General features: G+C 72.8%; 15 protein-coding genes. 9 read left to right on the top strand and 6 right to left on the bottom strand.

Annotated features, from left to right (window positions below; genetic code table 11):
- Nucleotides 1–10: 10 nt before the first annotated feature.
- Together PV963_RS11490 and PV963_RS11485 are read left to right on the top strand one after the other, a co-directional pair.
- Nucleotides 11–1,051: a protein kinase family protein gene (locus tag PV963_RS11490; RefSeq protein ID WP_274815543.1), complete on the top strand. Its 1,041-nt coding sequence runs from the start codon at nucleotides 11–13 to the stop codon at nucleotides 1,049–1,051.
- Between the two features lie 115 nt (nucleotides 1,052–1,166).
- The gene (locus tag PV963_RS11485; protein ID WP_274815542.1) at nucleotides 1,167–1,631 is read left to right on the top strand and encodes a DoxX family protein; all 465 of its coding nucleotides are present in this window, start codon (nucleotides 1,167–1,169) and stop codon (nucleotides 1,629–1,631) included.
- An 18-nt stretch (nucleotides 1,632–1,649) separates the two neighbouring features.
- Here PV963_RS11485 and PV963_RS11480 read toward each other — a convergent pair whose 3' ends face one another.
- Nucleotides 1,650–2,201, bottom strand: coding sequence for an RNA-binding S4 domain-containing protein (locus PV963_RS11480; RefSeq protein WP_274815541.1), 552 nt, complete (start codon nucleotides 2,199–2,201; stop codon nucleotides 1,650–1,652).
- 133 nt (nucleotides 2,202–2,334) lie between these two features.
- On the opposite strand from PV963_RS11480, the gene PV963_RS11475 reads away from it, so the two are divergent.
- From PV963_RS11475 to PV963_RS11465, 3 genes are read left to right on the top strand one after another with little or no spacing between them, the layout of a single operon-like run.
- Nucleotides 2,335–2,952 carry a helix-turn-helix domain-containing protein gene (locus PV963_RS11475; RefSeq protein ID WP_274815540.1) on the top strand — a complete coding sequence of 206 codons (618 nt, stop codon included), beginning with the start codon at nucleotides 2,335–2,337 and terminating at the stop codon, nucleotides 2,950–2,952.
- On the top strand, nucleotides 2,949–4,295 hold the full coding sequence (locus tag PV963_RS11470; RefSeq protein ID WP_274815539.1) for an MFS transporter: 1,347 nt from the start codon (nucleotides 2,949–2,951) through the stop codon (nucleotides 4,293–4,295). Before PV963_RS11475 ends, PV963_RS11470 begins: the two co-directional genes overlap by 4 nt.
- A gap of 52 nt (nucleotides 4,296–4,347) precedes the next feature.
- Nucleotides 4,348–5,055: a uracil-DNA glycosylase gene (locus PV963_RS11465; RefSeq protein ID WP_274815538.1), complete on the top strand. Its 708-nt coding sequence runs from the start codon at nucleotides 4,348–4,350 to the stop codon at nucleotides 5,053–5,055.
- Nucleotides 5,056–5,122: 67 nt separating this feature from the next.
- On the opposite strand, the gene PV963_RS11460 is transcribed toward PV963_RS11465, so the two are convergent.
- Entirely contained in the window at nucleotides 5,123–5,785 is a 663-nt protein-coding gene (locus PV963_RS11460; protein WP_274815537.1) for a GntR family transcriptional regulator, read from the bottom strand.
- 146 nt (nucleotides 5,786–5,931) lie between these two features.
- Between PV963_RS11460 and PV963_RS11455 the strand changes: the two genes are divergently transcribed.
- Both PV963_RS11455 and PV963_RS11450 read left to right on the top strand, forming a co-directional pair.
- A complete protein-coding gene (locus tag PV963_RS11455) occupies nucleotides 5,932–7,395 on the top strand; it encodes an NCS1 family nucleobase:cation symporter-1 (protein WP_274815536.1) in 1,464 nt (487 codons plus the stop codon).
- A gap of 5 nt (nucleotides 7,396–7,400) precedes the next feature.
- Nucleotides 7,401–8,129, top strand: a complete 729-nt coding sequence (locus PV963_RS11450) for an aspartate/glutamate racemase family protein (protein ID WP_274815535.1) — start codon at nucleotides 7,401–7,403, stop codon at nucleotides 8,127–8,129.
- On the opposite strand, the gene PV963_RS11445 is transcribed toward PV963_RS11450, so the two are convergent.
- Nucleotides 8,124–8,729 (bottom strand): gamma carbonic anhydrase family protein, encoded by a 606-nt coding sequence (locus PV963_RS11445; RefSeq protein WP_274815534.1) that lies wholly within the window; start codon nucleotides 8,727–8,729, stop codon nucleotides 8,124–8,126. The genes PV963_RS11450 and PV963_RS11445 overlap by 6 nt on opposite strands.
- Before the next feature lie 17 nt (nucleotides 8,730–8,746).
- Nucleotides 8,747–9,160 (bottom strand): RidA family protein, encoded by a 414-nt coding sequence (locus PV963_RS11440; RefSeq protein WP_274815533.1) that lies wholly within the window; start codon nucleotides 9,158–9,160, stop codon nucleotides 8,747–8,749.
- A gap of 154 nt (nucleotides 9,161–9,314) precedes the next feature.
- Between PV963_RS11440 and PV963_RS11435 the strand changes: the two genes are divergently transcribed.
- Together PV963_RS11435 and PV963_RS11430 are read left to right on the top strand one after the other, a co-directional pair.
- Nucleotides 9,315–10,091, top strand: coding sequence for a nucleotidyltransferase domain-containing protein (locus PV963_RS11435; RefSeq protein ID WP_425540887.1), 777 nt, complete (start codon nucleotides 9,315–9,317; stop codon nucleotides 10,089–10,091).
- Nucleotides 10,092–10,260: 169 nt separating this feature from the next.
- Nucleotides 10,261–12,195, top strand: coding sequence for an FUSC family protein (locus PV963_RS11430; protein WP_274815531.1), 1,935 nt, complete (start codon nucleotides 10,261–10,263; stop codon nucleotides 12,193–12,195).
- Here PV963_RS11430 and PV963_RS11425 read toward each other — a convergent pair.
- On the bottom strand, nucleotides 12,163–12,750 hold the full coding sequence (locus tag PV963_RS11425; RefSeq protein ID WP_274815530.1) for a class I SAM-dependent methyltransferase: 588 nt from the start codon (nucleotides 12,748–12,750) through the stop codon (nucleotides 12,163–12,165). The genes PV963_RS11430 and PV963_RS11425 overlap by 33 nt on opposite strands.
- Nucleotides 12,729–13,676, bottom strand: a complete 948-nt coding sequence (locus PV963_RS11420) for an endonuclease/exonuclease/phosphatase family protein (RefSeq protein ID WP_274815529.1) — start codon at nucleotides 13,674–13,676, stop codon at nucleotides 12,729–12,731. The genes PV963_RS11425 and PV963_RS11420 overlap by 22 nt, the downstream gene beginning before the upstream one ends.

Raw genomic sequence — 13,676 nt, 5'->3', positions numbered from 1 at the left:
GGGGTACGGGGTGGGGGAGGCCGGGCGACTGACCGGCTACGACACGGTTTCGACGTCCCTGGCGTCGTGCGGGGACGCCGAGCTGCGCGAACTGGTGGACGCGGCCGTGCCGTTGGGGACGGGCATCGGTGGGAAGTCGGCCCGGATGGACGTGGCCGGCACGCCGGTCTTCGTGAAGCGGGTGCCCCTGACGGACCTGGAGCGGCGGCCGGAACACCTCCGGTCCACGGCCAACGTGTTCGGGCTCCCCACCTTCTGCCAGTACGGCGTCGGCGGGCCCGGGTTCGGCGCGTGGCGTGAGGTCGCCGTCCACGCGATGACGACGAACTGGGTGCTCTCCGGGCAGTATCACGGCTTTCCACTGATGTACCACTGGCGTGTGCTGCCGGACGAGGCGCCCACCCTTGTCGAGGAACTGGCCGATGTGGAACGGGCCGTGGCCTACTGGGGAGGGAGCGCGGAAGTGCGGCGCCGTATCGAGGCACTGCGGCAGTCCTCGGCGAGCGTCGCGCTGTTCCTGGAGTACGTCCCCCAGACGTTGCACGCGTGGCTCACGGCGCAGGTACGAACGGGCGGCGAGGCTCTCGACCGGGCCTGCTCACAGGTGGAGAAGGAACTGCGGATCGGCACGTCCTTCATGAACAGCCGGGGGCTGCTCCATTTCGACGCCCACTTCGAGAATGTCCTGACCGACGGCCGGCGCCTGTACTTCGCCGACTACGGCCTCGCCCTGGCCACCCGCTTCGACCTCTCGCCCACCGAGAGCGACTTCTACGACCGGCACGCCGGCTACGACCGCTGTTACACGGCCAGTTACCTCGTGAACTGGCTCGTCACCGCCCTGCACGGCGCGGACTGGGAGATACGCGGAGCACTGATACGGGCATGGGCCGAAGGACAACAGTCGGCCGGGGTGCCACCCGGGACGGCGAAGATCCTCACCCGCAACGCGCCGGTCGCGGCCGTGATGACGGACTTCTACCGAACGATCCAGGAGGTGAGCAGGACGACTCCATACCCATCGGAAAGACTCCGGCGGCTCTGCCCGTGACGAGTGCGGGCCGGAGCAGGTCGGGGTGAAAATCCGCCGGGGGCGATGAGTTCGAGGGCGAGGGGCGGTCTACCCCTGCGACGCCACCACGGACCGCTTCCCACAGGAGAACTCCATGTCCGAGACCACCGCTCCCGTCACCGCCGCCCCCTCCGCCCCGGCCGGTGTCGTCGTCGCCGAGTCCGCGACCGCTCGCGGGCGGCGTGCCCGGATCGCGCTACGCGGTCTCCAGGTACTGCTCGCCCTCTTCTACGGGATCGCGGGCGCGCTGCCCAAGCTCATCGCGCACTCGTCGGCTGCCGAGTCGTTCGATGAGCTCGGCTGGGGCAGCGCGGGGATGTACACCATCGGTGCGCTCGAACTGGCCGGAGCGGTCGCCCTGTTGATCCCGGTGCTCCAGTCGGTGGCGGCGATGGCGCTGGGCGCGCTGATGGTGGGCGCGTTCGTCGTTCAGATCGCCGTCTTCGACGGGCAGTACGCGGCGACGCCGCTCATCCTGATCGTGCCGCTCGGCCTCATCGCCTGGGCGCGGCGGGGGCACAACGCGGAGCTGCTGCGCCTGCTGCGGGTCCGGGCGTGACCGTGTCGCGGGCGCTGCTCACGGCCTCGGTTTGCCCAGTCCTCCGCCGGGGCCCAGTCCTCCGCCGGGGCCCGGGCCGGGTACGGGGCCCGGGCCGGGACCGGCCAGGCCGCGTAGGCGTTCCAGTTCGCGGCGGTCCCGCTTCGTCGGGCGGCCCGCGCCGCGGTCGCGGATTCCGGCCGGGGCGACGGCCTCGCGGGGCGGGGGCGGCGGGGAGTTGTCGATGTAGCACTGGGCGGCCACGGGGGCGCCGACCCGCTTGCGGATCAGCCTTTTGACGATGACGACCCGCTCCCGCCCCTCGTGCCGCAGGCGCACCTCATCGCCGACGCGTACGGCGTGGGCGGGCTTCACACGCTCGCCGTTGACGCGGACGTGTCCACCCCGGCATGCGGTGGCGCCCAGGGAACGGGTCTTGACGAGGCGAACGGCCCAGATCCAGCTGTCGACTCGGACGGTCTCGCCGCTCTGCGGCCCGGCCGCCTCGGCGGCGGCGATCGCCGCCGCGACCTTCGGGTCCACGGCCTTCGTGTCGCCCGTCCCGTCGTTCTCCGCGCCTTCGGAAGCCATGTCCCCGACCTTAGTCCTTCGAGTCACCTGATTTCGGGCCGTCCGGGCAAGGAATCGTCCCTCATGCAGGTCCGCCAAACAAGTTTTGCAAAAAGTCTTTTGGTGAATGTCGGCAGCCGCCTACCCTGCCCGCATGGACAGCGACGAGCACAAGCGCGTACTCGACCCCGAGCACGACACGCACGCCCTGAAGGCCCTCACCCACCCCCTGCGCATCCAGTTGCTCGGGCTGCTGCGGCAGGACGGGCCCGCCACGGCCAGTGAGCTCGCCGCGCGGACGGGGGAGTCGTCGGCTTCGACCAGTTACCACCTGCGCGTGCTGGCGAAGTACGCGTTCATCGCCGAGGCCGAGCACCGTGACGGGCGGGAGCGGCGCTGGCGGGCGCTGCACACTCTGACGTCCTGGAGCAACGAGGCGATGGAGGCCTCCGAGGCGGGCCGTGCCTTCGTCAGCCTGGCGCGGCGGCGGCAGCTGGAGCACCTGGAGACGTCCCTCGCCCGGCACGAGGCGGACATGGCCGCCGGGCGGTTCGGCCAGGAGTGGGTGGAGCCCTCCGGGATCAGCGACCTCATGCCCCGGCTGACGGCCGAGTCGCTCACCGAGCTCTGGGAAACCATTGCCCGGAAGCTGGAGGAACTGACCGCGCGGGACGCGCAGGACCCGCGCGCCGAGCACGTCATGCTCCTCACCGCCGGGCTGCCGCTCGCCCCGCACGACCGTGAGGACACGGAAGCCGAGAGCTCCTCATGACAGAGCTGCGAGAGCCGCCGGAGGCGCCCGGGATACGGACCGCTCGCCGTCGGTACGTCACCGTCTGCGCGCTGTTATGGCTGCCGCCGGGCCTCGGCATGGCCTCGATGGTCCTGCTGTTCGGCGAGCGCGGCATGTCCCTCGCCGCGGTGGCGGGCCTCTTCGCCGCCCACTCGCTGACCGTGGCCGTACTGGAGCTGCCCACGGGCGGGCTCTCCGACTTCCTCGGGCGCCGGCCCGTCCTGGCCATGGCCGGCGCGCTCAACGTGGTCGCCTTCACCCTGGTGGGCCTCGGCACCACCGCCTGGGTGCTCACCGCCGGCATGGTGCTCATGGGCGCGGCCCGTGCCCTGGCCAGCGGTACCGCCGAGGCCTGGTACGTCGACACGGTCCAGGCGCATTCCGGCCCCGACGCCGAGCTGCGGACGGGCCTGGCCCGGGGCGGCTCCGCGACCTCCGCCGCACTCGCGGCCGGCCTCCTGCTCGGCGGTGCCCTGCCCTGGCTGCTCGGCGCAGGGTCCGATCTCGGGGCCCGGCTGAGCGAGGCGACGTCCGGGGCGGTGCTGCCCCTGTCCGTTCCCGTGCTGCTGGGAGCCGCGCTCAGGGTCGTCTTCGTCTGCTACGTCCTGACCGTCCTGCGCGAGCCGCCGCGGCCTGAGGCCACCCTGCGTTCCGTGCTGCGCGGCGTCCCGGTCACCATCCTGGGCGGACTGCGGCTGGGCGGACATGACGCGCTGGTCCGGCGGGTCCTGCTCACCGCCGCGGCCGTCGGCAGTGCCCTGGCCGCCATCGAACTGCTCATCCCGGGCCGCACCGTCGAGCTGACCGGAGCGCCCGGCTCCGGAGCGATGGTGTACGCCGCGCTCGCCTGCGCGGGCTTCGTCTGCAACGGTGTCGGCAGCCACCTCGCGCCGCTCGCCGCCCGGATCGCGGGCAGTGGCGAGCGGGCCGTGCTGGTCTGTCTCGTGACGGGTGCGGGCGGCATGCTGCTGCTCGGTCTCATCGCGACCACCACGCACCCGCTCGCCACGGCCCTCGCGGTCGTCGGCTTCTGCTTGCTCTACCTCGGCATCGGCGCCGCGTCCCCGAACCAGAACGACCTGCTGCACCGCCGCGTTACGAGCGCCGGCCGCGCCACCGCCCTGTCCGTCCAGTCCCTCGCCCTGCAACTGGTCGGCGCGCTCGCCGGCCTCGTCGTCGGCGCGTTGCGGCCGGGCCCGCTGCCGTGGCTGCTGACCGGTGCGGTGCTGTTGTTCGGGGCCCTGCTCTGGCTACGCCGAGTCGAGACACGGTCCGCGCCGGACACGACCATCACCCCGGGCTCACGTGCCGGCATGTCCTGAGCCATCCGCCTCCCGGTGAGGGGGCCGCCCCACCGCCGCCTACGGTGGAGTCATGGACGCCAGCGGTCTTCCTCTCCTCGACCGGCGCATCACGAACTGCCGGGCCTGTCCGCGGCTGGTCTCCTGGCGTGAGGAGGCGGCCCAGGCCAAGCGAGCCGCCTATACGGACTGGACGTACTGGGGGCGGCCGGTGCCCGGGTTCGGGCCGGCGGACGCCCGGCTGCTGATCGTCGGACTCGCCCCCGCCGCCCACGGCGGCAACCGCACCGGCCGGATGTTCACCGGCGACCGCTCGGGGGACGTCCTGTACGAGGCGCTGTACGAGGTCGGCCTCGCCTCCCAGCCCACCGCCGAGCACGCCCACGACGGCCTGGAGCTGTACGGCGTACGCGTCACCTCGCCCGTGCACTGCGCCCCGCCCGCGAACAAACCCACCCCGCAGGAGCGGGACACCTGCCGCCCCTGGCTCGTGCAGGAGCTGCGGCTGCTGCGTCCGACATTGCGGGCCGTGGTCGTGCTCGGCGCCTTCGGCTGGCAGGCCGCGCTGCCCGCGTTCGCCGAGGCGGGCTGGTCCGTGCCCCGGCCAAGGCCCGCCTTCGGCCACGGGGCCCGGGTCCGCCTGGACGGCCTGGAGCTCTTCGGCTGCTTCCATGTCAGCCAGCGCAACACCTTCACCGGCCGGCTCACCCCGGCGATGCTGCGCGACGTCCTGAGGGCGGCCGCGCGGGCGGCGGAACTGCCGACGGCCGAAGGAGACTGAGAGGGCCAAGGGCACTAAGGGGACCAAGAGCACCAGAGCACCAAGAGCACCAAGAGCACCAAGGGGACTAGGGGCCCTCTTCCTCGAACAGATGCCGCACCGTAGAGCGGTAGTTGGTCCGTACATGCGTGAGCGCGTGCGCGCGGGCCCGGTCCGGGTCGCCCGAGGCGATCGCCTCGTAGAGCTCGCGGTGTTCCACGAGGAGCTGCGGCCACTCCTCGTTGCGCCGGGTCATCCAGCGCAGCCGGCCGGCGACCGGTTCCAGGGCCTCGGTCAGCAGGCTGTTGCCGGCCATCGCCACGATGCGGTCGTGCAGACGGCTGTTGAGGTCCGTGATCAGCTCGGCGTCCCCGGCCTCGGTGGCGGCGGCCGCCCGGTCGAGGAGCTCCTGGACCTCGGCCAGGTCCTGCGGTGTCGCGCGCGACGCGGCGAGTCCGGCGGCGTAGACCTCCAAGGCCTCGCGCAGCTCGAACAGCTCCTTGACGTCGTTCGGGGTGAGACGGCGTACGACCGTGCGGCGGGGCGTCTCGAAGTGGACGAAGCCCTCGGCGACGAGCGCCCGGATCGCCTCCCGGACCGGAACGCGCGAGACGCCGAAGCGCTCCGCCAGCTCGCGTTCGACCAGGCGGTCGCCGGGGCGCAGGCTGCCCGCGATGATCTCCTGCCGCAGGTCGTCCGTGACGCGTTCGCGCATCGCTCCGAGGGGTTCGATCTTCGTCATGGAGCCCATCCTCGCCGACGCGGGGTGTCTTTTACGCAGCGTTAACAAGAGCGACATCGGTCAGAACGGTTGACGGGGAGACCATGTGCGCAGTTTGGTATACCAAACCCCTCACAGAGCAGTCCTCCTTCGTCCCCTTGCTCATGGAGGCCCCCGTGTCCCTCGCCGACCGTGCCGAAGCCACCGGCACACCAGCGTTCGTCCCCGATCCCCGGCTCACCAACGAAGACCTCGCGCCCGCGAAGAAGCGCAACTGGAAGGTCTTCGACCTCTTCGCCATGTGGATGTCCGACGTCCACAACCTCGGCAACTACACCTTCGCCGCCGGGCTGCTCTTCCTGGGCATGAACGTCTGGCAGATCTTCACGTCCCTGCTCGTGGGCTTCGTGATCATCTACATCGGCATGAACTGGATGGGGAAGATCGGGCAGCGCCACGGCGTCCCCTTCCCGGTCGTCAGCCGGATCGCCTTCGGTATCTGGGGCGCCAACATCCCGGCGCTGATCAGGGCCGTGATCGCCATCATGTGGTACGGCATCCAGACCTACCTGGCCTCCGTCGCCGTCAACGTGATGCTGCTCGCCGCCTGGCCGAGCCTGGAGTCGTGGACGCACCACTCGTTCCTCGGGCTGGACGCGCTCGGCTGGGTCTCCTTCATCGCGCTGTGGCTGGTCCAGGCGGCGATCATCAGCCGGGGCATGGAATCGGTCCGCAAGTTCCAGGACTTCTGCGGTCCGGCGATCTGGCTCGTGATGATCGCGCTGGCCGTGTGGATCCTCGCCAAGGCCGGCTGGACGATCTCGCTCACCTCCACCCCGCACCCGGTCTCCGTGGGCGAGCAGTGGCGCCAGTGGTTCGGCGCGATCGGGCTGGTCCTCGCCACCTACGGCACCCTGATGCTCAACTTCTGCGACTTCTCCCGCTTCTCGCCCGACTACCGGACGGTCAAGCGCGGCAACTTCTGGGGTCTGCCCGTCAACTCCACGGCCTTCGTGATCGTGTCGGTCATCGTCACGGCGGGCGCCTTCGAGGTCTTCGGCAAGGAGATCACCGACCCGGCCTACCTCGTGGCCGAGATCGGCAACACGTGGGTGCTGGTGCTGGGCGCGCTGACCTTCGCCATCGCCACCATGGGCGTCAACATCGTCGCCAACTTCGTCTCGCCGGCGTACGACCTCGCCAACGTCTGGCCGCAGAAGATCACCTTCAAGGTCGGCGGCATGATCAGCACGGTCGCGGCCCTGCTCGTCACGCCCTGGAACCTCTTTTCCAACCCGACCGTCGTGAACTACTTCCTCGGCGGCCTCGGCGCCTTCCTCGGCCCGCTGTTCGGCGTGATCATGCTCGACTACTACTGGGTCAAGCGCGGCCGCGTGAACGTGGACGAACTGTTCGACGCCACCCCCGGCTCCCGCTACCACTACCGCAAGGGCGTCAACCCCAAGGCACTGTGGGCCTTCCTGCCGGCGGCGGGTGTCGCGGCGGTGCTCGCGCTGGTGAAGGACTTCAGCGACGTGGCGCCGTACTCCTGGTTCATCGGCACGGCCCTCGCGGCCGGGCTGTACGCGGTCCTGTGCCGCAGCGAACGTGCCGCCGAGCGCCCTGCCACGGAGGTCTGAGAGACGTGCGGATCGTCGTCACCAACTGCAACACCACGCAGGAGATGACCGAGGAGATCGTACGAGGTGCCCGGGCCGCCGCAGGCCCGGGCACGACCGTGACCGGACTGACCCCCGCATGGGGACCGGAGTCCGCTGAGGGCTGGCTCGACAGCTACCTGTCCGCCGCTGCCGTCCTGGACACGCTGCGGACGTACGACGGACCGCCGTACGACGCCGTCGTCATGGCCGGCTTCGGGGAGCACGGGCGCGAGGGCGTCCGGGAGCTGGTGGGCGTACCGGTCGTCGACATCACCGAGGCCGCGGCGCACCTGGCCTGCCTGATCGGCCGCCGCTACGGAGTCGTCACCACGCTGGAGAGGTCCGTCGGCCAGATCGAGGACAGCCTGGAGACGGCGGGTGTGGCCCGAAACTGCGCCGCGATCGTCGGCACGGGCCTGAACGTGCTCGACCTCGGCGACGACGAGCGCACCGAGACGGCGTTCCTGGCCGCCGCCGAGCGGGCCTGCGCGGCCGGGGCCGAGGTACTGGTGCTGGGCTGCGCCGGTATGACGGGGTTGCAGCGGGTGGTCGGGGAGAAGCTGGGCCTGCCGGTCGTCGACGGGGTCGGCGCGGCGGTCAGACTGGCGGAGTCGCTGGTGGCGCTGGGGCTGACGACGAGCCGGGTGGGGAGCTACGCCGAGCCGCTGGCGAAACGGAGGGTGTGGGGACGCCCGAACGGCACTGGCTCATGACGGACCGTCGAGCGTGACGTCGTCGCGATGGGCCCCGTAGAACCGCACCTGCCGGGCCATGACCTCCCGCATCGAGGTGCCGCGCGGGATGCCGTACACCGTGCCGGGGAAGTCCAGCGCCTCCTGCACCTGCCACAGCTCGTCGTGCTCGCCGGGGGCGAAGAACCGGGCCCGGGGCGCTCCCGCCGCGATCCAGCCGATGGGCAGGACGGTGCCGGGCGGCAGCACGGAGTTGACGTGCAGCACGCTGTGGATCCGCAGCTCGGATCCGGTGCTCGCGACGGCGCCCGGGAAGACGCAGGCGCCGGTGGCCACGAAGACCTCGTCCTCGAGGGTCGCCCCGTTGACATGGGCGTGCGGGCCGACGAGCACGGCGTCACCGATCACCACGGGGTGCTTGGCCCGCCCCCGCACCAGGGCGTTCTCCATGACGACGACGTCCGAGCCCACCCGGACCTCCCCGTCCTCGGCGGTGAGCACGGCCCCGTGCAGCACCCGGCTGCGCTCACCGAGGACGACGGCCCCGCACAGGACGGCCGTCGGGGCGACGTACGCGGACTCGGGGACGACGGGGCGCCGCCCTCGGTGCTCGATCAACATGGCGTTCTCCTCAGGCCTCAGGCCGGCGGCTCGCCGGGCACGACCGCTGTCGCCGTAATCTCCACCAGCTGCCCCGGGTACCCGAGGCACGCCACGCCGATGAGGGTCGACGAGTGCGGACCGGCGCTGAGCCCGGACGCCTCGACGACTTCCCAGACGGCCGACAGCACGGCCGGCTCGCCGCTCACGACGTACACGTCGGTCGCCACGACGTGCGCCAGGTCGCTGCCCACCGCGGCCAGTTGCTCCCGCAGATTGGCGATCACCTGCTCGGCCTGCCGCACGGGATCCCCGGGGCCGACGAGCTCGCCGTCGGCGTCCAGAGGGACGGACCCGGCGAGGAACGCCAGACGCGTGCCGGCCTCGACGACGGATGCGTGGGAGTAGGTGGGCGGCGGAAACAGGCTCGGGACAGTGACTCGCTGGATCACAGGGGGTCTCCGATCTACGGGCGGCAGCCAAGGGCAACCCGCCGATCATGCGGGCCCCGGCGCGCGGACGCACCCGTATTTCGGTTCACCCCGACCGAGCCGTCCCCCTACGCTTCACCAGACCCCGTCACCCGCCCGTCGAGGAGCCGTGCCCGTGCCCACCCTCCCGGACCAGACCTTCCTCGACACCACCGCCGACCGGCTCGCCGCCCTCCCCGCCGTCCGGGCCGTCACTCTCGGGGGCTCCCGCGCCCAGGGCACCGAACGCCCGGACAGCGACTGGGACCTGGCGGTCTACTACCGGGGCGAATTCGACCCGGACGACCTGCGTGCGGTCGGCTGGGAGGGCGAGGTCTGCGAGCTCGGCGCGTGGGGCGGCGGCGTCTTCAACGGCGGCGCCTGGCTGACCATCGACGGCCGGCGCGTGGACGTGCACTACCGCGATCTCGACGTCGTCGAACACGAGGTGGCTCAGGCGGAGCGGGGCCGCTTCCGGATCGAGCCGCTGATGTTCCACCTGGCGGGCATCCCGACTTACCTGCTCGCCGCCGAACTCGCGATCAACAAGGTGCTGCGGGGCGAGCTGCCGCGTCCCGCGGCCTATCCGCAGGCGCTGCGCGAGACCGCTCCGGCCCACTGGCACGGCATGGCCGCGGCCACGCTCGCGTACGCGAAGGCGGGTCATGCGCCGAAGGGCGCCCTCACCCAGGTCGCGGGCGCGATCGCCGTCGCCGCGACACAGACCGCGCACGCGGTGCTGGCGGCGCGGGGGGAGTGGGTCACGAACGAGAAGGGGCTCGTCGCGCGGGCGGGTCTGCGCGAGGTGGACGCGATGCTGGGCACCCTCACCGGCGCTCCGGACGAGCTCCAGCGGAGGATCACCGACGTGGAGGCGCTCCTGCACCGGGCCGTGGAGGCAGCGCGCAGCTGACCGGGCACGGCCGTCGCCGATTGCGTTCATAAAGAACCCGGCTTTCCCGTACTCCGTCACGTTCCGGCAACCTTTCCTCCAGGAACCCCGCCTACTGTGGGCACCACCCCAGCCCGGCCACCGTCGCCCGAAGGCCCACCCCTGCCCTCGACGAGTCGACAGGAGCCCTGTGTCCCCCTCCCGCCGTGTCCCTCTCAAGCTGCCGCCCTGGCTCGCGCACGCCCTGCGCGCTCAGCGGGGGCCGGTGCCCTGGAGTGCCGTGACGCGGGGGGCCTTGTCCGCGGGGCCGCTGTTGCTGGTGGCCGTGCAGGTCGGGCGCACCTCGCTCGGGGTCGTCGCCGCCATCGCCGCCATGCTCGCCGGGATCAACGACCGGCCCGGGAGCCGGCGGGTCTCGGTCAAGCGGATCGGGGTGCCCGCGCTGGGCGGTGCCCTGGGGCTGGTGGCCGGGACGTACGCCGGGCAGCAGACCGGCGCGGTCGTGCTGACCGTGATCCTCACGTTCATCGGGCTCCTCGCCGGGAGCATCAGCGCGATCGGGCCCGTCGCGTCCGCCGTCGGGACGCAGCTGCTCGTCGCCTCGGCGGTCGGGGCCGGGATGCCCCTGCCGGAGCCGGGGTGGGAGCGTGCGCTCGCCTACGTCGCGGGCGCCGGGTGGCTGATCGTGCTCCGGCTCGTGCTGCCCACGCCCGGCTCCCTCGCCGGGGACTTCCGGTTCGACGGGGAGCGGAAGGCCGTCGCCGGCGTGTACGACGCCGTCGCCGAGCTGCTCGACGCCGTCGGCGGGCCCGAGGCCATGCGCCGCCGGGCCGCGCTCACCGCCGCCCTCGACCACGCGCAGGACGCCCTCGCCGGGCCCCGGCTGCGGCGGTACGCCTCCTCCTCCACCGAGCGGCGGCTGCACGCGCAGTACGCCGCCGCCCTGCCCCTCGCCGAGGCCGCCACCGCGCTGGCGTGGGCCGGAGAGGCCGTCGCCGAGCGGGCCTCCGAAGGGCCCCGGCGGCTCGCCGCCGCCGTACGCGGCAACAGCCACACCGGGCCCCTGCCCGCCCCCTCCCGCTCGGCACCCGCCCTGCGCGCCCTCGACGACGCCCTCCTGCACGCCGCCGAGGTCTTCGACCAGGGCAGGGGCGGCGATCTGCACACCCGGCCCCGTACGCCCAGGGACCGGCTGCGCGCCGCCTTCGGCAGCGCCGGACGCGAGTACGGGCTGCGTGTCGCCCTCTGCTTCGGGGCCAGTTCGGCGGCCGCCCAGGCCCTGCACCAGGGCCAGTGGTACGGGCAGCACGAGCACTGGTACTGGCTCCCGGCCACCGCCGTCTTCCTCGTCAAGCCCGACCTGGGGCCGCTGGCCTCGCGGGTGCTGAACCGGGCCGCCGGGACCGTGCTCGGCGCCGTCGTCTTCGCCGGATTCGCCGCCGTCCTGCCCCGGCCCGAAGGGCTCATCGCGCTCGTCGCCCTCAGCGGAGCGCTCATCCCCGTCGCCACCCGGCACTTCGCCGCCCAGACCGCCGTCGTCACCGTCCTCGTCCTCGCCCTGGTCATGGTCGGCGGCGAGCCGCAGGCCTCCATGGGGCGGATCGGCGAGACGCTGCTGGCCTGCGCGATCGTGCTGATCGTCGGGCACCTGCCGATGCCCGGACAGCGGGGCGGCGGAGTACGGGCCCGGCTCGCCGCGGCGAGCGAGGCCGCGTACGCCTACCTCACCCACGTCCTCGACGAGGCCGACGCCCCGCGCATCGGCACCTCCGGCACGCCCGCCCAGCGCGGCACCCACGACCACCCCGTCACCCCCACCGACGACCGCGCCACCCGCTGGACCCTGCGCCGCGAGGCCTACCGCACCCTCGCCGAGGCCCGAACCGCCATCTCCCTGTCCGCGCACGAACTGCCCGCCCTCGCCCGGCACACCGAGGGCGCCGACGAGGTGGCCGACCTCCTCGAACGCCTCGTCGACACCACCACCGCCTGCGCCGTCCACCTCGACGACACCGGACGGATCGGTCCCGAGCACACCGAGCGCCTCACCGCCCTCCTCGGCGAACTCGCCGGACCGGTCGAGCGGGTGGGGCTACGACTGCCCGGGACGCCCCTCGCCGGATAGCCGCCCCGGCACGACGGCCACGCCCAACACCCCCACCAGGCCGGCGCCCCGCGCGGTCGCCGCCCGGCGCACCTCGGTCGCGAACCCGTGCCCCGCGACCGCCGGCTCCACCTTCGCGGCGATCTCCCCGGTCCGCTTCCCGTCCGGCGGTTCCCAGCACAGGCACAGCAGGCCTCCCGGCGCCAGCCAGCGTCTCAGCGCGGCCAGTTCCCGGTCCGCCGGGCGGGTCCAGAAGAGGTTCACATTGACGGCCAGGATCTTGTCGAAGGAGCTGATGGCGAAGTCGGCGTCCTCCAGCGCCAGGGTGTGGAAGGCGGCCCGCCCGGTGGCGAGCGCGTCGCTGTTGCGGCGGCGTGCCGCCTCGACCGCCTTGGCGGAGCGGTCGATGCCGGTGACGGTGCCCGTGACGAGGCGGTCGCGGATCAGCGCGACGGCGACGCCCCGGCCGCAGCCGATCTCCAGCACCCGGTCGCCGGGTGCCGGGTCGAGGACCTGCACCGCCCAGGTCAGGCGCTCCGGGACGTCGATGACGCTCAGCCCCCGACCCGTATCCACACCGGCGCGTGGTCCGACCCGGGCGCGCCCCGCCGCTGCGCCGGGTCGGGGCCGACCGACGGCAGACCGGGCGGGCCCTCGCCGGGCAGGCCCGTGCCCGCCGCCGTCACCCGGTGCACCAGGCGGTGGCTCACCAGCACATGGTCGATCAGCTCGCGCCGCCCGGAGTTCACGCGGGAGTAGCGCTCTCCGGGCGGGATGAGCGGGGCCACGTTCCACAGCCGGGCCGCGTCGCCCTCGTCGGCCTTCTCGTACCCCGGCGTGCCGATCTCCGAGCCGGGCGGGCCGAGCAGGATCTGTGTGGTCGCCGCCTGCACCTCGTCGTTGAGGTCGCCCAGTACGGCCACGTCCCTGGCCCGCCCGTCGCCGTCCAGGAGCTCGTCCGCGAGGGCGCGCAGGGCCGTCGCCTCGGCGGCCCTGCGGTACAGGGCGTAGGCGCCGTACCGGGCCCGTTCGCCCTCGTCGCGCGGCTGGAACCGGCCGTTCGGGTACGACAGCAGCTTGGACTTCAGGTGACAGACGGCCACCCGCAGCGGCCCGTCCTCGACCTCGACGGCGAGGAAGCCCCGCCCCGCCCGCGCCACCGTCACCCCCGAGTCGTCCACCTGCACGGGACGCAGCTCCGCCGGGAACGCCGTCGTGTCGGCCAGCACCGTCACGGCCGTACGGCTCAGGAACCCGACCCGTATGCCCCGGCTGTCCGGATGCTCGGACAGGGCGAGCTGCCAGTCGTCGTCGAGCATCCCGGCCAGGTCCTTCAGGGCCTCGGGGTCCCCGACCTCCTGCACGCCGAGCAGGGCCGGGTCCAGTTCCGTGATCACGGCGGCGAGCGCGGCGAGCTTCGCCCCGTACGCGGCCTCGTCCTTCGGGCCGAACGGGCCGCCGGGCCGGTAGAGGTTCTCCAGGTTCCAGGTGCCGAGGAGCAT

This window comes from Streptomyces coeruleorubidus (assembly GCF_028885415.1).
GTDB lineage: Bacteria > Actinomycetota > Actinomycetes > Streptomycetales > Streptomycetaceae > Streptomyces > Streptomyces coeruleorubidus_A.
This window is presented reverse-complemented; position numbering and strand designations above follow the sequence as displayed.

Coding starts and splice junctions, on each gene's coding strand:
- PV963_RS11485 (WP_274815542.1), top strand. CDS start 1,167: ATGTCCGAGACCACCGCTCCCGTCACCGCCGCCCCCTCCGCCCCGGCC.
- PV963_RS11480 (WP_274815541.1), bottom strand. CDS start 2,201: ATGGCTTCCGAAGGCGCGGAGAACGACGGGACGGGCGACACGAAGGCC.
- PV963_RS11475 (WP_274815540.1), top strand. CDS start 2,335: ATGGACAGCGACGAGCACAAGCGCGTACTCGACCCCGAGCACGACACG.
- PV963_RS11470 (WP_274815539.1), top strand. CDS start 2,949: ATGACAGAGCTGCGAGAGCCGCCGGAGGCGCCCGGGATACGGACCGCT.
- PV963_RS11465 (WP_274815538.1), top strand. CDS start 4,348: ATGGACGCCAGCGGTCTTCCTCTCCTCGACCGGCGCATCACGAACTGC.
- PV963_RS11460 (WP_274815537.1), bottom strand. CDS start 5,785: ATGGGCTCCATGACGAAGATCGAACCCCTCGGAGCGATGCGCGAACGC.
- PV963_RS11445 (WP_274815534.1), bottom strand. CDS start 8,729: ATGTTGATCGAGCACCGAGGGCGGCGCCCCGTCGTCCCCGAGTCCGCG.
- PV963_RS11420 (WP_274815529.1), bottom strand. CDS start 13,676: ATGCTCCTCGGCACCTGGAACCTGGAGAACCTCTACCGGCCCGGCGGC.